The organism is Mycobacterium neglectum (genome assembly GCF_002591975.1).
GTDB classification, from domain to species: Bacteria; Actinomycetota; Actinomycetes; order Mycobacteriales; family Mycobacteriaceae; genus Mycobacterium; species Mycobacterium neglectum.
On sequence record NZ_NVQE01000020.1, the window covers coordinates 22,158 to 39,197 of the forward strand.

Annotated in this window: 16 protein-coding genes; 6 read left to right on the forward strand and 10 right to left on the reverse strand. The window is 66.5% G+C overall.

The annotated features are described in order from the left end of the window. Window positions 1-16: 16 nt before the first annotated feature. A complete protein-coding gene (locus CSQ99_RS16845) occupies window positions 17-658 on the forward strand; it encodes a sensor domain-containing protein (RefSeq protein ID WP_099040148.1) in 642 nt (213 codons plus the stop codon). 6 nt (window positions 659-664) lie between these two features. Here CSQ99_RS16845 and mnmA read toward each other — a convergent pair whose 3' ends face one another. The 7 genes from mnmA to CSQ99_RS16880 form a co-directional block, all read right to left on the reverse strand. Then, window positions 665-1,732 carry a tRNA 2-thiouridine(34) synthase MnmA gene (gene mnmA, locus CSQ99_RS16850; protein WP_099040149.1) on the reverse strand — a complete coding sequence of 356 codons (1,068 nt, stop codon included), beginning with the start codon at window positions 1,730-1,732 and terminating at the stop codon, window positions 665-667. Continuing rightward, window positions 1,732-2,952: a cysteine desulfurase family protein gene (locus tag CSQ99_RS16855; protein WP_099040150.1), complete on the reverse strand. Its 1,221-nt coding sequence runs from the start codon at window positions 2,950-2,952 to the stop codon at window positions 1,732-1,734. Before CSQ99_RS16855 ends, mnmA begins: the two co-directional genes overlap by 1 nt. Window positions 2,953-2,999: 47 nt before the next feature. Then, complete coding sequence (locus tag CSQ99_RS16860; RefSeq protein WP_099040151.1) at window positions 3,000-3,830, reverse strand: lysophospholipid acyltransferase family protein; 831 nt, start codon at window positions 3,828-3,830, stop codon at window positions 3,000-3,002. Beyond that, a complete protein-coding gene (locus CSQ99_RS16865) occupies window positions 3,827-4,687 on the reverse strand; it encodes a GNAT family N-acetyltransferase (protein ID WP_099040207.1) in 861 nt (286 codons plus the stop codon). The genes CSQ99_RS16860 and CSQ99_RS16865 overlap by 4 nt, the downstream gene beginning before the upstream one ends. Window positions 4,688-4,809: 122 nt before the next feature. Then, window positions 4,810-5,475 carry a nitroreductase gene (locus CSQ99_RS16870; RefSeq protein WP_099040152.1) on the reverse strand — a complete coding sequence of 222 codons (666 nt, stop codon included), beginning with the start codon at window positions 5,473-5,475 and terminating at the stop codon, window positions 4,810-4,812. A gap of 112 nt (window positions 5,476-5,587) precedes the next feature. Further along, the gene (locus CSQ99_RS16875) at window positions 5,588-6,544 is read right to left on the reverse strand and encodes an electron transfer flavoprotein subunit alpha/FixB family protein (protein ID WP_099040153.1); all 957 of its coding nucleotides are present in this window, start codon (window positions 6,542-6,544) and stop codon (window positions 5,588-5,590) included. 41 nt (window positions 6,545-6,585) lie between these two features. Continuing rightward, on the reverse strand, window positions 6,586-7,377 hold the full coding sequence (locus CSQ99_RS16880; RefSeq protein ID WP_099040154.1) for an electron transfer flavoprotein subunit beta/FixA family protein: 792 nt from the start codon (window positions 7,375-7,377) through the stop codon (window positions 6,586-6,588). A gap of 195 nt (window positions 7,378-7,572) precedes the next feature. Here CSQ99_RS16880 and CSQ99_RS16885 point away from each other — a divergent pair, with 195 nt between their 5' ends. Genes CSQ99_RS16885 through CSQ99_RS16895 form a run of 3 tightly spaced genes read left to right on the forward strand, consistent with a single transcriptional unit; the run spans window position 7,573 to window position 11,188 of the window. Continuing rightward, a complete protein-coding gene (locus CSQ99_RS16885) occupies window positions 7,573-8,337 on the forward strand; it encodes a class I SAM-dependent methyltransferase (RefSeq protein WP_099040155.1) in 765 nt (254 codons plus the stop codon). After that, a complete protein-coding gene (locus tag CSQ99_RS16890; RefSeq protein ID WP_245908955.1) occupies window positions 8,334-9,950 on the forward strand; it encodes a 1,4-alpha-glucan branching protein domain-containing protein in 1,617 nt (538 codons plus the stop codon). The genes CSQ99_RS16885 and CSQ99_RS16890 overlap by 4 nt, the downstream gene beginning before the upstream one ends. Next, complete coding sequence (locus CSQ99_RS16895) at window positions 9,947-11,188, forward strand: glycosyltransferase family 4 protein (protein WP_099040156.1); 1,242 nt, start codon at window positions 9,947-9,949, stop codon at window positions 11,186-11,188. The genes CSQ99_RS16890 and CSQ99_RS16895 overlap by 4 nt, the downstream gene beginning before the upstream one ends. Before the next feature lie 3 nt (window positions 11,189-11,191). Here CSQ99_RS16895 and CSQ99_RS16900 read toward each other — a convergent pair whose 3' ends face one another. Next, entirely contained in the window at window positions 11,192-12,505 is a 1,314-nt protein-coding gene (locus tag CSQ99_RS16900; RefSeq protein ID WP_425437831.1) for a carboxylesterase family protein, read from the reverse strand. A gap of 17 nt (window positions 12,506-12,522) precedes the next feature. Further along, entirely contained in the window at window positions 12,523-13,260 is a 738-nt protein-coding gene (locus CSQ99_RS16905; RefSeq protein ID WP_099040157.1) for an acyltransferase, read from the reverse strand. A 101-nt stretch (window positions 13,261-13,361) separates the two neighbouring features. On the opposite strand from CSQ99_RS16905, the gene CSQ99_RS16910 reads away from it, so the two are divergent. Beyond that, window positions 13,362-14,648: an outer membrane protein assembly factor BamB family protein gene (locus CSQ99_RS16910; protein ID WP_099040158.1), complete on the forward strand. Its 1,287-nt coding sequence runs from the start codon at window positions 13,362-13,364 to the stop codon at window positions 14,646-14,648. A gap of 136 nt (window positions 14,649-14,784) precedes the next feature. Further along, a complete protein-coding gene (locus CSQ99_RS16915; RefSeq protein ID WP_099040159.1) occupies window positions 14,785-16,332 on the forward strand; it encodes an alanine/glycine:cation symporter family protein in 1,548 nt (515 codons plus the stop codon). 7 nt (window positions 16,333-16,339) lie between these two features. On the opposite strand, the gene CSQ99_RS16920 is transcribed toward CSQ99_RS16915, so the two are convergent. Then, on the reverse strand, window positions 16,340-17,032 hold the full coding sequence (locus tag CSQ99_RS16920; protein WP_099040160.1) for an esterase: 693 nt from the start codon (window positions 17,030-17,032) through the stop codon (window positions 16,340-16,342). Window positions 17,033-17,040: the final 8 nt, after the last annotated feature.

Genomic DNA, 17,040 nt, shown 5'->3' on the forward strand with positions numbered 1-17,040 from the left:
GGTTGGGAGGTACGCCATGCCCGTAGCGGCCAGGCCGTTGATGGTCTGGGGCGTGGCGGCGGTCCTGGCCGCAGGGTGTACCCAGTCGGTCACGGGTACGGCGGTACGGGCGGTCCCCGGCCTCGATGAGGATTCGCTGTCTCCAGTCGACGTTGAGAAGGTCGTGCTCGGCCAGTCGCAGATGCGCGCGATCACCGGGGCAGGCGAGGACCTCTCGATTATTCCAAGCATGGACGGCAAGATCCCCGTCGACATCGATCCACTCGTCAAAAGCGCTCCCCCACAATGTGAATGGCTGTTCGCAGACACCAAGACCTTCGGTCCCGATGTGGAGGAATTCCACAAGACCACGTTTCAGAATCCCCCCGACGGCGCCCAGATCTCGGAGGCGGTGGCGGCCTACCGCGACCCGGGCACGGCCCGTTCTGCTTTCGATGATCTCGTCAGGCAAGTCGATGACTGCCGCTCAACCACTTTGGGAGAGGCGCTCGTCGGCGAATGGACGGTCACGGCCGACGCACTGAAGACCCGTCCGGGTGCCTGCGGTCGCGACTACCGCGTGAAATCGGTGGTGCTGGTCGAGGTCACGTTCTGCCACTTCCCCGGCTCGGTACCCGACATCGTGATGACGAACATCCTCGCGAACGTGCCGGAGTGATCGCCGCTAGCGCGTGATGGTTGCGCTGCCCAGTACTTCGTCACCGTCGGGGTCGGGACGGTAGAGCACCATGGTCTGTCCGGATGCCACACCGCGAATCGCGGTGCGCAGTTCGACGATCAGCTGCCCGTCGCGCAGTTCGGCGACGCCGTCACCGATCCCACCGTGCGCGCGGACCTGCACCTGGCATTCCACCGGGCCCGTCGGCGCGACGCCGGAGGTGAACACCGGCCGTTCGCCGGTCAGCTGCCAGACGTCGAGGTCCGCGGCCTTCCCGACGTGCACCGTGCCGCTGTCGGCGTCGATGCCCGTGACATACCGCGGCTGCCCATCGGAGCCGGGTCCGGCAATACCCAAACCCTTGCGCTGACCGACGGTGAAGCCGTGAACACCCTCGTGTTCGGCGAGTACCGTTCCGCCCGCGTCGACCACCGTTCCACGGCGAACACCGATCCGTGCGCCGAGAAACGCACGCGTATCGCCCGAGGGGATGAAGCAGATGTCGTGGCTGTCCGGCTTCTCGGCGACCGCCAACCCTCGGCTCGCCGCTTCCTCGCGGATCTGCGGCTTGGGGGTGTCGCCGACCGGAAATACGGCATGACGCAGCTGGTCGGCGGTCAGCACTGCGAGCACGTAGGACTGGTCCTTGTCGGCATCTACTGCGCGACGGAGCTGTCCGCCGGACAGCCGCGCGTAGTGGCCAGTGGCCACGGCGTCGAAGCCAAGAGCCAGCGCGCGAGCCGCCAACGCGGAGAACTTGATTCGCTCATTGCACCGTACGCAGGGGTTCGGAGTCTCACCGCGGGCGTAGGACGAAACGAAATCGTCGACCACGTCTTCTTTGAATCTGTCGGCGAAATCCCATACGTAGAAAGGGATGTCGAGAACATCGGCGACCCGCCGGGCATCGCCGGCGTCTTCCTTGGAGCAGCAGCCCCGCGATCCGGTGCGCAGCGTGCCGGGAGCCGACGAGAGCGCCAGGTGTACACCGACCACGTCGTGACCAGCGTCGACCATCCGGGCGGCCGCCACCGAGGAGTCCACGCCACCGCTCATCGCCACGAGTACGCGCACTATTCGGCCGCTCCCAAACTTGCCAGCGCCGCCTGTCGCGCCCGCTCAACCGCGGCGGGTAGGACCGCCAGTGCGGCCTCGACATCGGAGTCGCTGCTGGTGTGGCCCAACGACAATCGCAGCGAACCACGCGCGCTGGCGGGATCGGCGCCCATCGCAATCAGGACGTGGGAGGGCTGCGCCACACCGGCGGTACACGCGGATCCGGTCGAGCATTCGACACCCTTGGCGTCGAGCAGCATCAGCAGCGAGTCGCCCTCGCAGCCGCGGAACGTGAAGTGGGTGTTGCCGGGCAGTCGGTCCGCACCTGTCGCACCGTTGAGTTGCGCATCGTCGATGCTCGACAACACACCGTTGATCAGGCGGTCCCGCAGTTCGGCGACGCGGGCGCTGTTGGCCTCCAGACCCTCCACCGCGATTCGCGCAGCGGCGGCCATCGCGATGGCGCCGGCGACATCGGGTGTGCCCGAACGGACGTCGCGTTCCTGACCACCGCCATGGAGTAACGGCACACATGCCGTGTCGCGGCGCAACAGTAGCGCCCCGACACCGGTGGGTCCGCCGAATTTGTGTGCGGCGATGCTCATGGCGGACAGTCCACTCGCGGTGAAGTCGACCGGTATCTGACCCACGGCCTGCACGGCATCGCTGTGCATCGGAATGTCGAATTCAGCGGCGATCGCGGCAAGTTCGGCGATCGGCATGATTGTGCCGACCTCGTTGTTGGCCCACATGACCGTGACCAGCGCGACATCGTCGTGGTTTTTCAGCGCATCACGCAGAGCCGACGTCGATACCGATCCGTCGGCCTCGACAGGCAGCCAGGTCACGTCGGCACCCTCGTGGTCGACGAGCCACTCGACGGCATCGAGCACCGCATGGTGTTCGACTCCAGTGGTGATGATGCGTCGGCGGCGCGGATCCCCGTCCCGACGGGCCCAGTAGATGCCCTTGACGGCGAGGTTGTCGCTCTCGGTCCCGCCCGCGGTGAAGATCACCTCGGACGGCCGCGCACCGAGGAGCTTGGCGAGCGTCTCGCGGGCCTCCTCCATGCGCCGGCGAGCCGTTCGTCCGGTGCCGTGCAGTGAGGATGCATTGCCGACCGTCGCCAGCACAGACGTCATCGCTTCGATGGCAGCAGGGTGCATGGGAGTGGTGGCGGCGTGGTCCAGATAGACCGGCAACGAACCGCTGGCGCGAAGATCATCTGGCGAGGTCATAGCCGTTCCATGGTAGCCGCCGCGGATCGGCCGGCCAGATGCCGTGGTCAGGCCACCAGCGCGTGCCCCTGCGCGGAGCTCGACGTGTCACCGCGTACCGCGGATTCGCAGCGGGCGGCCAGGTCGCGGCGATCGGACCCCGGCAACTGCAGCGATTCGACGTGCACGGCCACGATCGTGCGCTGTGCGGTGATGAGGCGCCGGATGGACGCGAGCAATGTGTCGTCACCGACATAGGCGGCGATGGTCGACGGCCGGCCGTCGCGGCGGTGGTAGCTCAGCCGCAGCGGTTGGACCGGCCTGCCCGCGTCCACCGCGGCCTGGAACATCGCGGGGCGGAACTGGCCGTACGCCAGGCCGCACCACGTGGTGCCTTCGGGGAACGCGACGACCGTCTGACCGGCCTGCAACCGGCCGGCGATCATGGAGACGACGTCGGGCAGGCGCCGCAGGTTGTCCCGGTCGATCGGGATGACCTTCATCAGCCGCGCCAGAAACCCCAGCCCCGGCCAGTCGATCATTTCGGATTTGGCGACGAACCGTCCGGGCAGGACGGAGCCGATCGCGAAGATGTCGACCCACGACACATGGCCGCTGACCACCAGCACGCCTTGCAGATTGCGAATCGGTCCGCCGGACACCGTGATTCGCACGCCCAGACAGCGCAACATCAGTCGGCAATAGCTGCGCTGCACATGAGAGCGGCCTGGAACCGGAATAGCCAGTAGCGGCACGGCTGACAGCAGCAGCAAGGCGAAGATGGCGCGTATCGCGACGCGCCAGGCAACCACCATCCGCTGTCCGGCCGGCGCCTCCGTCGCCCTGACGCAGCTGGCGTCACAGGTGGCTCGCTGCAGCCAAGGACTGTCGATGCTCATGACGTCATTCCGTCGGCGATCGCGCTCGCTGCCCCAACAGACCTGAGCCGTCGCAGGTACCGGATGTCGGCCTGCCGTTTGTCCAGCAGCGCAGGGAAATCGCCCACTCCGAAGTCGGGATCATGGGCGGGATCGCCGCACACCTGCGCGCCGAGCCGCAGGTAGCCCCGCATCAGCGGGGGTACGGCCACCCGGGCGGGCGGATCGATGTCGTCGAGGCCCCTGCCGTCGACCGTCACCGGCCGGTACGGGTACACGGTGTGCCCTGCGGGTGCTGCGTGGCGGCGGCGGACGAAGTCCCGCACACCGCGGATCTGGCTGCCGGGTGCGGTGTCGTCCGCACCGGCGACGGGCACCGACACACAACCCGTCACGTAGTCGTAGCCACTGCGGTCCAGGTAGGCCAGGATGCCAGCCCACATCAGCAGCACTACGCCACCGTTGCGGTGATCCTCGCGGACAACCGCGCGGCCCATCTCGACCAGTGAGGGCCGCAGCGCGTCGAGGCCGGCCACCTCGAATTCGGTTGCGGTGTAGAGGCCGCCGGCGGCGATGGCACCAGGAGGCGGCAGCATCCGGTAGCAGCCGACGAGTTCGCCCGAGTTGTCCTCGCGGACCAGCAGGTGGTCGCAGTGCTCGTCGAAGCGATCGGCGTCACGGCCGTCGTGGAATTCCGGGCTGGCTCCGGTCAGGACGAATCCGGGCTCGGAGGTGAACACGTGGTGACGTAGGCGCTGCGCATCCTCGATGAGCGCAGGGTCGGTAGACAGCAGCAGGGTGTAGCGCGGTAACGATGATGAAGCTCCGGCTCCATCGGCGATTTCGTCGGGGGCGATGAGTACAGAAGCTCTGCTCATTGCTGCACGGTCGCCCAGGCGCATCTCCGGCTGGCATCGGGCGCGTGACGTGTCTGTGAGCGCTAGATGACGAGTGGGCGTTTCTGTGTGCAAGAACACATGTCGTAGGTGGCAGGAAGAACTCAGCTGTCGATGAACACCACGTTCTCCCCGACGGGGTTACGAGGTGTCCGCAGCTGGTTGGCCGGAAATGCAGGGTCGGCGTAACCCAGCGCCAGACCGCAGAGAATCTGCAGTTCGTCCGGGATGTCCAGCTGTTCGCGGAGCACGTCGGGAAAATGGGCGATCGACACCTGCAAGCAGGTTCCCAGCCCGCGCTCGGTCAGCGCGAGCACCAGCGTCTGCAGGAACATCCCCACGGCAAGGCTGTCGGCGTCGCCCAGATCGCGGTGCATGCAGACCACGCCCGCCACCGGTGCGCGGAAGAACTCCCAGTTGCGCAACTGTGCGATGCGGCGCCCCTCGGCGTCGTCGCGGGCGATGTCCATGGACCCGTACACCAGCGCACCGATCTCGGAGCGCAGCCGCGCAAAGCCTTCCGGCAGCCCCACCGTGGCGGGATATCCGGTCGAAGCCCGTTCCAGTAGCGCCTCGACCAGCCGGTCGCGGCGCGGCCCCGTCGCCAGGAACAGCCGCCACGGCTGGATGTTGGAGTTCGACGGTGCACGCATCGCCAGCGCGAGCGCCTCGTCGAGAAGATCCCGCGGGACCGGCTTGTCGCGGAGGAACATCCGGGTGGAGTGGCGCTCGGTGACAACTTTGGCCAGTTCACTTGCGGGTTCGCTCATACGTCCAGAATGGCGCGCAGCGGTGTCCTGCGCACCCTTGAAAACCCGTAGTCGCGGACGTAAAAACCCCCGAACACTCGAGGTGTCGGGGGTCTTTACTGGCTCGGCGGAATCAGCCCTTGCGAGCCTTGACCTTCTCGGTCAGCTGCGGCGTGACCTTGAACAGGTCGCCGACGATGCCGAGGTCGGCGATCTCGAAGATCGGCGCCTCTTCGTCCTTGTTGACCGCGATGATCGTCTTGGACGTCTGCATCCCAGCGCGGTGCTGGATCGCTCCGGAGATGCCCAGTGCGATGTACAGCTGCGGCGACACGGTCTTGCCGGTCTGACCCACCTGGAACTGACCCGGGTAGTAGCCGGAGTCGACCGCGGCGCGCGACGCGCCCACTGCGGCGCCGAGCGAGTCGGCCAATTCCTCGACCACGCTGAAGTTCTCGGCGCTGCCGACACCACGACCGCCGGACACGACGACGGTGGCCTCGGTGAGCTCTGGGCGGTCGCCGGCCACGGCCGGTTCGCGCTTGATGATCTTGGTGGCGTTCTCGGCCTGCGCAGGCACCTCGACACTGACGACCTCACCCGCACCGTCGGCGGGTTCGGCATCAATGGCGCCGGGACGAACGGTGATCACGGCCAGCTCGCCGGTGGACTCGGCCTCGACGGAGAACGCGCCACCAAAGATGGAGTGGATGGCCTTGCCGCCGTCCTGGACGTCGACGACGTCGGTCAGCACACCCGCACCGATGCGTGCGGCCAGCCGGCCGGCGATCTCCTTGCCGTCCGCGGACGCGGCCAGCACCACACCTGCCGGGGCGGCGGACTCCACGAGCGAGGCCAGCACATCCACGTACGGAGTGATGAGGTAGCCCTCGGCGTCATCGGATTCGGCGACGTAGATCTTGGCCGCACCCGCAGCCTTGAGCGCGTCGGTCAGCGGTTCGGCCGTGCCCGGCTTACCCACCACAACGGCGGAGGGCTCGCCCAATTTACGTGCGGCGGTGATCAGTTCGGCGGTGACCTTCTTCGGGGCACCTTCAGCGTGCTCAACGAGCACAAGTACTTCAGCCATAGGTCTTCGATGTCTTTCTGGGTTCTTTTCGGCGTTCGGGGCTAGATGATTTTTTGAGCGACGAGGTACTCGGCAACCTTTGCGCCGCCTTCACCTTCGTCGGTGATCTTCTCGCCCGCGGTCTTGGGCGGCTTCGGGGTCGACGCGAGCACCTTCGTGCCGGCGTTGGCAACACCTACCTCGTCGGCCTCGACGCCGATCTCCGCCAGCGTCAGCGTCGTCACTTCCTTCTTCTTCGCGGCCATGATGCCCTTGAAGGACGGGAAGCGAGGTTCGTTGATCTTCTCGTTCACGCTGACCACCGCGGGCAGCGGCGCCTCGACGGTGAACACGCCGTCGTCGGTCTCGCGCTCGCCGGTGACCTTGCCGCCCTCGACCGTCACCTTGCGCAGGTGAGTCAGCTGCGGCAGACCCAGGTACTCGGCCACGATCGCGGGCACCGCGCCGCCGACTCCGTCGGTCGCCTCGTTGCCGGCGATGACCAGCTCGGTGCCTTCGATGGTGCCAAGCGCCCGGGCGATCGCCCAGCCGGTCTGGACCATGTCAGATCCATGCATACCCTCGTCGACGAGGTGCACCGCCTTGTCGGCGCCCATCGACAGCGCCTTGCGGATTGCCTCGGTTGCGCGCTCCGGACCGGCTGTGAGCACTGTCACAGTGCTCTCGCCGCCTTCCTTTTCCTTGATCAGCAGCGCCTCCTCGACGGCGCGCTCGTTGATCTCGTCGAGCACGGCATCGGCCGCCTCACGGTCGAGAGTGAAATCGCCGTCGGACAGCTTGCGCTCCGACCAGGTGTCAGGGACCTGTTTGATCAGGACCACGATGTTCGTCATGAGTCTGGTTCGTCCTCCTCGAAGGGGCCGATGACCGGCCCGCAATACCACGTTTCAAGCAACCACCATTATGTTACCCGCGAGTAACTTATGCTGGATCGCACTAGCACCATAGCTGGTCGAAGTTTGTGTTCTAGCAGCACGTAGGCGGTGAACAGTTCGCCAGTGAGCCGTTTCACGTTAGCCTGCCTTCCAATGAGCGCATTCGTCACTGATGGTCCGGACCTCCCTTTGACCGGCGAACGCACGGTTCCGGACCTGGCGGAGGAGAACTATTGGTTCCGCCGCCATGAGGTCGTTTACGAACGGCTGGCTGACCGCTGCGCGGGTCGCGACGTGCTGGAAGCGGGCTGCGGCGAGGGTTACGGCGCCGACCTGATCGCCGACGTGGCGCGCCGGGTCATCGGGCTGGACTATGACGAATCAGCGGTCGCCCACGTCCGTGCCCGCTACCCGCGCGTGCAGATGCATCACGGAAATCTCGCCGAGCTTCCGCTCGATGGGGGCGCCGTCGATGTCGTTGTCAATTTCCAGGTGATCGAACACCTGTGGGACCAAGGGCAATTCGTCGCGGAATGTTTGCGGGTTTTACGACCCGGCGGGGTGTTGTTGATGTCAACGCCCAACCGGATCACCTTCTCCCCCGGCCGAGACACCCCGATCAACCCGTTCCACACCAGGGAGTTGAACGCCGCCGAGCTGACCGAACTACTCAGCGATGCCGGTTTCTCCGTGGAATCGATGCTCGGGGTCTTTCATGGCCCGCGCCTGGTCGAGCTCGACGAGCGCCATGGCGGATCCATCATCGACGCACAGATTGCGCGCGCACTGGCCGACGCACCATGGCCCGCCGACCTGCTCGACGACGTCGCATCGGTGACAACCGCCGACTTCGACCTGACCGCCGACAAAGACATCGACGACAGCCTCGACCTCGTGGCGATAGCGGTACGACCATGACGAGCTCGGAGCCCGTACCCCGATCCGATGTCGCCGGCGATCCGGCTCCCCGGTCCGATGTCGCCGGCGATCCGGCTCCCCGGTCCGATGTCGCCGGCGATCCGGCTCCGGGCCTCTTCACGCTCGTCCTGCACACGCACCTCCCGTGGCTGGCCCACCACGGACGCTGGCCGGTCGGCGAGGAGTGGCTCTACCAGTCGTGGGCGGCCGCATACGTCCCGCTGATGCGTGTCCTTCGCACGCTGGCCGCCGAGGACCGCCACCACCTGGTGACGCTGGGTATGACGCCGGTGGTGACCGCGCAACTCGATGACCCGTACTGCCTGACGGGGATGCATCACTGGCTGGCCAACTGGGGTTTGCGCGCCGTGGAGGCGACGACACTCGGTGATCCTTTGCGGGAGTTCGGAGTTCGCGAGCGCGAGGAGGCCGAGCGTGCGCTCGACGACTTCTCGACCTTGTGGGCGCACGGCGGCAGCCCACTGCTTCGTGAGCTCATCGACTCCGAGACCATCGAACTGCTCGGCGGTCCGCTGTCGCATCCTTTTCAGCCGCTGCTGAATCCGCGCCTGCGCGAGTTCGCCCTGCGGGAAGGCCTCGCCGACGCCCAGCAGCGGTTTGCGCACACACCGACCGGGATCTGGGCGCCGGAATGCGCCTATGCGCCGGGCATGGAAATCGACTACGCCGCAGCGGGTATCGGCCATTTCATGGTCGACGGACCATCGCTGCACGGCGACACCGCGCTGGGGCGTCCAGTCGCATCGTCGAACGTCGTCGCATTCGGCCGGGACTTGCAGGTCAGCTACCGGGTGTGGTCACCGAAATCCGGCTATCCCGGCCACGCCGCGTACCGCGACTTCCACACCTACGACCACACGACGGGCCTCAAACCGGCACGGGTCACCGGCCGCAACGTCGCCTCCGACGCCAAAGCGCCCTACGACCCGGAACGTGCCGACCACGCAGTCGACGGCCACGTCGCCGATTTCGTCTCGGTGGTTCGTCAGCGCCTCTTCAGCGAGAGCGAACGCATCGGCCGGCCCGCACACGTGATCGCGGCCTTCGACACCGAACTGTTCGGGCATTGGTGGTACGAGGGCCCGGTGTGGCTGGAACGTGTGTTGCGCGCCCTTCCCGAGGCGGGGGTGCGGGTCGGCACACTTTCGGATGCCGTCGCCGACGGCTTCGTCGGATCGCCCGTCGAATTGCCGCCCAGCTCTTGGGGTTCCGGCAAGGATTGGCAGGTGTGGGCCGGCGAACAGGTGGCCGATCTGGTCCAGTTGAACAGCGAGGTCGTTGACACGGCGTTGACGACGGTGGACAAGGCGCTCGGTGAGACGGACACCGCGCCGGCCAGGAACTTCGTCGCGGATCAGATCCTGCGCGAGACCCTGCTGACGGTGTCCAGTGACTGGCCGTTCATGGTCAGCAAGGACTCGGCGGCCGATTACGCGCGCTATCGCGCGCATCTGCACGCGCACGCCACCCGTGAGATCGCCGGTGCGATGGCGTCGGGCCGGCAGGACCACGCGCAGCGCCTCGCCGACGGATGGAAGCGCGCGGATGGCCTGTTCGGCGCACTCGACGCACGACGGCTCCCACGACCATGAAAGTCCTGATGGTGTCGTGGGAGTACCCACCGGTCGTGATCGGCGGACTGGGCCGCCACGTGCATCACCTGGCCACCGCGCTCGCCGCGGCGGGGCATGAGGTCGTTGTGCTCAGCCGCCGCGCGAGCGGCACGGACCCGAGCACGCATCCGTCGACCGACGAGATCGCCGAGGGCGTACGCGTTGTCGCCGCGGCACAGGATCCACACGAGTTCGACTTCGGCAGCGACATGATGGCCTGGACGTTGGCGATGGGCCACGCGATGGTGCGGACCGGTCTGGCCATCAAGGGCCCCCGCGCCAAGCCGTGGCGGCCCGACGTCGTGCACGGGCACGATTGGCTCGTCGCTCATCCGGCGATCACGCTTGCCGAGTACTTCGACGTGCCACTGGTTTCCACCATTCACGCCACCGAGGCCGGAAGGCATTCCGGGTGGGTATCGGGTGCGATCAGCCGTCAGGTGCACGCCGTCGAGTCGTGGCTGGTTCGCGAATCCGACTCGCTCATCACCTGCTCGGCATCGATGAGCGACGAGATCACCGAGCTGTTCGGACCCGGTCTCGCCGAAACACGGGTCATCCGCAACGGAATCGACGCCGCACGTTGGCCGTTCGCCAAGCGGCGCGCTCACACCGGGCCCGCCCACCTGATGTTTCTGGGCCGGCTCGAATACGAGAAGGGCATTCACGACCTGATCGCGGCGCTGCCACGCATCCGGCGCACCCACCCCGGTACGACGTTGACCATCGCCGGCACCGGCACTCAGCAGCAGTGGCTCGTCGATCAGACGCGAAAGCACAAGGTAATCAAGGCCATAACCTTCGCCGGACACTTCGATCACGAGCAACTCGTGCGCCTGTTACACACCGCCGACGCCGCCGTGCTGCCGAGTCATTACGAGCCGTTCGGCATCGTAGCTCTGGAAGCGGCCGCAACGGGCATCCCGCTGGTGACCTCCAACGTCGGCGGGCTTGGCGAAGCGGTGATCAATGGCCAGACCGGTGTGTCGTTCGCGCCACGCGATGTTGCCGGACTGGCCGCCGCGGTGCGCACCGTGCTCGACGACCCCGATCACGCTCAGACCATGGCGACCGCCGCGCGGGAAAGACTCACCTCGGCCTTCGACTGGAACACCGTCGCCGACGAAACCGCAGAGGTTTACGTGGCTGCCAAACGTGGTGAGCGCGAGCCGCATCGGCGTCGCACGATCGTCGAGCACGCGCTGCCCAATCGCTGATATTCAGCGCGCGGCATCAAGCGACAGCCTCTCGGCGCCCAGCGCCTCGACGCCGTCATAGGCGAAGCGGCTCCACAACCGGCGCATGTCGCGGGCGAGTTCGTGGTTCACCGGGTCGCGGTCCGGCCCCATCATCGGCGCATCCGACCATGCCCCCGGCGTGCCGAGCAGCAGTGGCAGATCCATGCAGTGGCAGGCTCCCAACGGCGCGTTCGGGGGTGACCAGTCGAAGCGGTACACCGAAGCGCGACCGCCACTGTCTCGCCACAGCTGGGCAAGCCGCTCCGCGGGTCCGCTGAACACCCGACGGGTCATCGCCGCCGATGCGACCCGCGCGCCGACCTTCGCGAACGGTCCAAGTGCCCGTAGCCGAGACGCCCTCGGATTGATTTCGACGAACGGCGCGGCGTCGAGCTTGGTGCAGCCGACGAACAAGTCGATCATCGGCGCCACATGCGCGACCCGGCCGTTCAGCTCATCGGCCTTCGGAAGCGGATCGACACCGAGGATCGGCGCGAACGCCAACCCACTGATCAGGCCGAACCGCTGCGCCGCCAGCAGAGACGCGGTCTGGGCGCGATGCAGCTGTTCGATGCTCGCCGTGAAAGGGTCTGCCCCCTCTAGAGATTCGGCCGCGGCGGCGCGCATCGCCGCCGCCATCGCGTCGCGGCCCGCACGCAGATCCAATGGTGAACTCTGGATGATCGCGCGCGAGTACAGGCCATCGGCGGCCTCCGAGAGCAGGAGCGAGTACACCGAGTCGCCACCCGCGGACTGACCGAACAACGTAACGCGCTGAGGGTCGCCGCCGAATGCGGCGATGTTGTCGTGAACCCATCGCAGAGCCAGCAGCTGATCGCGAAGGCCGAGATTGTCTTCGTCCACGCCGAGTGGTGTGCAGTAGCCGAAGATGCCGAGTCGGTAGCTGACGGTGACCACCACGACGCGGCCCTCGGTGACGAGGGCGTCGGGGTCGTACTTCGACGATTCACCGCTGCCGGAGACATAGGCGCCGCCATGAAACCAGACCATCACCGGCAGTCCGTCGGCATCGCTGGGCGCGGTCACGCTGAGTACCTGGCAGTCCTCGCTGCGGGCCAGACCGTCGGTGACCGGACCTGTCACGAATATCAGCCGCGACGGCAATTGTGGGCACGCAGGCCCGCGTTCGGTCAGCTCACGGGGTTCGGTCCAGGGCGCGGGCGGCGTCGGCGAGGCGAACCTGGCCGCTTCCCCGTAGGGCACACCGCGCGCCCGCACCAGCGCACCGTCGTCCTCGATGAGGGCAGGGCCCGTCGACAGTTCGACGCGCCGCAGCGAACGCTCCGGCTTCGTCAGCGCGCAGCCTTCTTGCGTTCGATGTCGGCCAGCGCCGCGGCAAGCTCGGCGCGCTGGGCCGCCGACGTCTCCCACGACAGCTTGCGGTTCTTGACGATCTTCGCCGGCGCGCCGACAGCGATAGAGAAGTCCGGAATCTCACCTTTGACTACGGCGTGCGACCCCAGCACGCAACCACGGCCGATCATGGTGTTGCGCAGGATCGTCACCTTGGTCGCGATCCAGGTGTCGGGTCCGATTCGTACCGGCCCCTTGACGATGCCCTGGTCCTTGATCGGCAGCTCGATGCTGTCCATCCGGTGGTCGAAATCGCACACGTACACCCAGTCCGCCATCAGAACCGAGTCGCCCAACTCGATGTCGAGGTAGGTGTTGATCACGTTGTCCCTGCCGAGGACCACCTTGTCGCCGAAGCGCAGCGAGCCCTCGTGACAGCGGATCGTGTTCTTGTCGCCGATGTGCACCCAGCGACCGATCTCCATCGTCGACAGCTCAGGGGTCGCCTGGATCTCCACACCCTTGCCGAGGAAAACCATGCCTCGGGTGATGATGTGCGGATTGGTGAGCTTGAATTTCAGTAGCCGCCAGTAACGCACGAGGTACCACGGTGTGTAGGCCTTGTTGGCGATGACCCATCTCAACGAGGCCGTGGTGAGGAACTTGGCTTGGCGCGGATCGCGGAGCCGCGAACCCCGCCACCGCTTGTGCAGCGGCGCGCCCCACATCGTCGTCATGGCCGGAAAGCCTACGCGAGCGCCCGAGCGCGGAACGGTTACCCTCACTGGGACTTCCAAGGCGTGCAGAGCGGCGTTAAGAACCAAACAGAAGGGGCGTAGTGGTCCGGCGATCAATCGTGCTGGCATCAACAGCGCTGATCACGGCCGCCTTGGCCGGCTGCGGGAACACCGACTCCTGGGTCGAGTCACAGCCCGCGTCAGGCTGGCCCGCCCAGTACGGCGACGCCCGCAACAGCAGCTACGAATCGAGCGCGGGCGCCGACGCGCTGCGGCTGGAATGGACTCGCTCGGTCAAAGGTGACCTCGCCGCAGGAGTCGCGCTGGCATCCGACAGTTATCTGGCCGTCAACGCGCAGACCTCCGCCGGCTGCTCGCTGATGGTGTGGGAGACCGACAACCGTGCGCGGCAGCGCTGGTGTACCCGCCTGGTTCAGGGCGGCGAGGCGTCCAGTCCGCTTTTTGATGGGTTCGACAACCTCTACGTCGGTCAGCCCGGCGCCATGATCTCGTTTCCGCCGACACAGTGGATCCGCTGGCGGCAACCGGTGATCGGCATGCCGACCACACCGCGGATCCTCACTCCCGGCCATCTGCTGGTGGTCACGCACCTGGGCCAGGTGCTGTTGTTCGACGCCCAGCAGGGCGTGGTCGACGGGTCTCCGCTGGATCTGGTCGCCGGAGTCGACCCCAAGGACTCCGAGCGCGGACTCGCCGACTGCAGGCCCGCCCGCGCGCGCTGCCCAGTCGCCGCGGCGCCTGCCTTCGCCGAGCAGACCGGAATCGTCGTACTCGGCCTGTGGGAGCCGGACACCGAAGCTCCGATTCTGGTCGGGCTGCGTTATCGCCCGGGCCAGAACCCGGTGCTCACCCGCGAGTGGACCAGCGACGCCGTCGGCGGTGGGCCGCTTGCCAGCCCGGTGCTGTCGGCGGACGGATCCACCGCGTACGTCAACGGACGTGACGACCATCTGTGGGCGATCAACACCGATGATGGCACGCCGAAATGGTCGGTCCCGCTGGACTATCTGGCACAGACGCCGCCGTCGGTGTCGCCCGAGGGGTTGATCGTGGCAGGCGGTGGTCCAGACGCCAAGCTGATCGGCATCAAGGACTCCGGTGACCGAGGCGAGGTGGTGTGGACGCGTGACGACGTCGTACCGCTGACCACCTCGAGCCAAGCCGGGGCACACGTTGCTTACGCCGTGGCGCGCGACGGTGAGAACGGTCAGGCGCTGCTGGTGTTCGACCCGGCCGACGGCCGCACGGTCAACAACTACCCATTGCCCAATGCCGGCGGATGGCCCGTCGGAGTGTCGATAGGCCACGACCGCCGAGTCGTCACCGCAACAAGCGAGGGGCGCGTGTACGGGTTCGCGCCGGCCTAGAGCGACCGTTCGTCGTAGGTAACCGACCGTCCAACGTGGACTTACAGCACTGTGACCGCTTCGTAACATCCTGCAACCGCCCGCATGCAATCATCCCGAAACGTCGCATGTTCTCAACGCCGCTAGGGAGGCAGCCTTGTCCGAGTTCCTTGCCACGGTAAACGGCTACATATGGAGCAACGCGCTGGTGTATCTGTGCCTCGCGGCAGGCGTGTACTTCTCCATCCGATCGCGGTTCGTGCAGGTCCGACAGGTGCCCGAGATGATCAGGCTGATGTTCAAGGGCGAGACGTCCCCTTCGGGCATCTCCAGTTTCCAGGCGCTCACGATGTCGCTGGCAGGTCGGGTCGGGACGGGCAACATCGCCGGTGTGGCCACCGCCATCGCGTTCGGCGGCCCCGGTGCGCTGTTCTGGATGTGGATGGTCGCCTTCCTCGGCGCGTCCACGTCGTTCGTCGAATGCACACTCGGCCAGATCTACAAGACCAAGGATCCACTGACCGGTGAGTACCGCGGCGGACCGGCCTACTACCTCAGCCGGGCGTTCGCCAACACCGCCGCGGCGCCCGCGATGAAGGTATACGGCTACGTCTTCGCGGCGGTCACCATCCTGGCAATGGGCTTGCTGCTGCCCAGCGTGCAGTCCAACTCGATGGCCTCGGCGATGAACTCCGCCTGGGGTTGGTCCAAGTGGTGGGTGGCCGTCGGCATCGTGATCGTGCTGGCCTTCGTGATCATCGGCGGTGTCAAACGGATCGCGACGTTCGCCTCGATCGTCGTGCCGTTCATGGCGGTCGTCTACATCGTGCTGGCACTGATCATCGTGGTGATGAACGCCGGGGAGATCCCCGGCGTGCTCTCACTGATCTTCTCCAGCGCGTTCGGCCTGGACTCGGCCTTCGGCGCGATCCTCGGCTCCGCGGTCATGTGGGGTGTCAAGCGCGGCATCTACTCGAACGAGGCGGGCCAAGGCACCGGTCCGCACGCCGCGGCCGCTGCGGAGGTGTCGCATCCGGCCAAGCAGGGCCTGGTGCAGGCATTCGCCGTCTACGTCGACACGCTGTTCATCTGCTCGGCGACCGGCTTCCTGATCCTGTCCACCGGGGCCTACCGGGTGTTCGAGGGCGAGAGCGCCGACGGTGCGGTCATCGCCGAAGGCGGAACCATCCTGCCTTCCGACGCCGAGGTCGGTCCGACGTTCGCCCAGGCTGGTTTCGACACACTGTGGAGCGGTGCCGGCTCCAGCTTCATCGCGATCTCGCTCGCGTTCTTCTGTATCACCACGATCATCGCCTACTACTACATGGCCGAGACCAACCTGCGATTCCTGCTGGGCAAGGCCAACACCGTGGACGTCCCGTACATCCGGGGCACGGTCGGGTCGAACACGACGATGTTGTTGCAGGCGCTGATCCTGGTGTCGGTGACCATGGGTGCGGTCTCGACCGCATCCGATGCGTGGACGCTGGGCGACATCGGCGTCGGCCTGATGGCCTGGCTGAACATCATCGGCATCATCATCCTGCAGCAGCCCGCGTACAAGGCGCTGTGGGACTACGAGAAGCAGAAGAAGCAGGGCCTCGACCCGGTGTTCGACCCGCGAGCCCTGGACATCAAGAACGCCACCTTCTGGGAGAACTACGACCCCGTCACCGGAAAGGACCGCGAGACAGCGCGAACCTGATCGCAGCCTAGAGCGCCAGCATGGGTGCGACGGTCGTGCGCGGTATTGACGCCTGGACCGCTCCTGCCGACTCCGGGAACATCTCGCCTTGGCCGAAAAAGAAGATCAGCTTCTCATCGGTCATTGCGAAGTTCTCGTAGTTGGCCGGATCGAGCCCCGCGGTCGGCGGGATCGCGTCGATCAGCCCTTGCTCTTGTGACAGGTAGCGGTTGACCTCGGGGTAGATCACGTCGAGCGGTTTGGAGCCCGGCTTGAACAGCGAGTCGAACGTGATCGGCGAGCGGGTGGCGTTATTCCAGTTGAACGCCTGGTACCACGTCTGTGGGTGCGCACCGCCCACGTTCTGGTACACCTCGAACACCAGGCTCTCGGTGCCGACCAGGGGCAGACCCGAGCGGTAGCCGGTGCCCTTGGCGTCGAGCACGTAGGGCAGGCCGCGCGAACCGGGCATTCCTGACACGTTGACGAATCCGTCGCGGGTCTGCCTCAGGTAGTCGGCCACCGCCTGCTGATCCGGGTATTGCGCGGGGAAGGTGAAGTCGAGGAGGTAGGTGTCGTTCTGTGTGTGCACTCCGCAGATCTGGTCCGGGTTCACCGTGCCGCCCAGATCGGCGCACGCCGACTGCGCCGACGCGACGGGGCTGCCGATCCAACCGGTGACCGCAGCCGCGATCACAGCAGCCACCAAGAGAATGCGCATCGTTGGAC

What these genes read in the sequence shown, in the direction of transcription:
- CSQ99_RS16845 (WP_099040148.1), top strand. Translation starts at nt 17, where the DNA reads ATGCCCGTAGCGGCCAGGCCGTTGATGGTCTGGGGCGTGGCGGCGGTC.
- CSQ99_RS16855 (WP_099040150.1), bottom strand. Translation starts at nt 2,952, where the DNA reads ATGACCTCGCCAGATGATCTTCGCGCCAGCGGTTCGTTGCCGGTCTAT.
- CSQ99_RS16860 (WP_099040151.1), bottom strand. Translation starts at nt 3,830, where the DNA reads ATGAGCATCGACAGTCCTTGGCTGCAGCGAGCCACCTGTGACGCCAGC.
- CSQ99_RS16865 (WP_099040207.1), bottom strand. Translation starts at nt 4,687, where the DNA reads ATGAGCAGAGCTTCTGTACTCATCGCCCCCGACGAAATCGCCGATGGA.
- CSQ99_RS16870 (WP_099040152.1), bottom strand. Translation starts at nt 5,475, where the DNA reads ATGAGCGAACCCGCAAGTGAACTGGCCAAAGTTGTCACCGAGCGCCAC.
- CSQ99_RS16875 (WP_099040153.1), bottom strand. Translation starts at nt 6,544, where the DNA reads ATGGCTGAAGTACTTGTGCTCGTTGAGCACGCTGAAGGTGCCCCGAAG.
- CSQ99_RS16880 (WP_099040154.1), bottom strand. Translation starts at nt 7,377, where the DNA reads ATGACGAACATCGTGGTCCTGATCAAACAGGTCCCTGACACCTGGTCG.
- CSQ99_RS16885 (WP_099040155.1), top strand. Translation starts at nt 7,573, where the DNA reads ATGAGCGCATTCGTCACTGATGGTCCGGACCTCCCTTTGACCGGCGAA.
- CSQ99_RS16890 (WP_245908955.1), top strand. Translation starts at nt 8,334, where the DNA reads ATGACGAGCTCGGAGCCCGTACCCCGATCCGATGTCGCCGGCGATCCG.
- CSQ99_RS16895 (WP_099040156.1), top strand. Translation starts at nt 9,947, where the DNA reads ATGAAAGTCCTGATGGTGTCGTGGGAGTACCCACCGGTCGTGATCGGC.
- CSQ99_RS16905 (WP_099040157.1), bottom strand. Translation starts at nt 13,260, where the DNA reads ATGACGACGATGTGGGGCGCGCCGCTGCACAAGCGGTGGCGGGGTTCG.
- CSQ99_RS16920 (WP_099040160.1), bottom strand. Translation starts at nt 17,032, where the DNA reads ATGCGCATTCTCTTGGTGGCTGCTGTGATCGCGGCTGCGGTCACCGGT.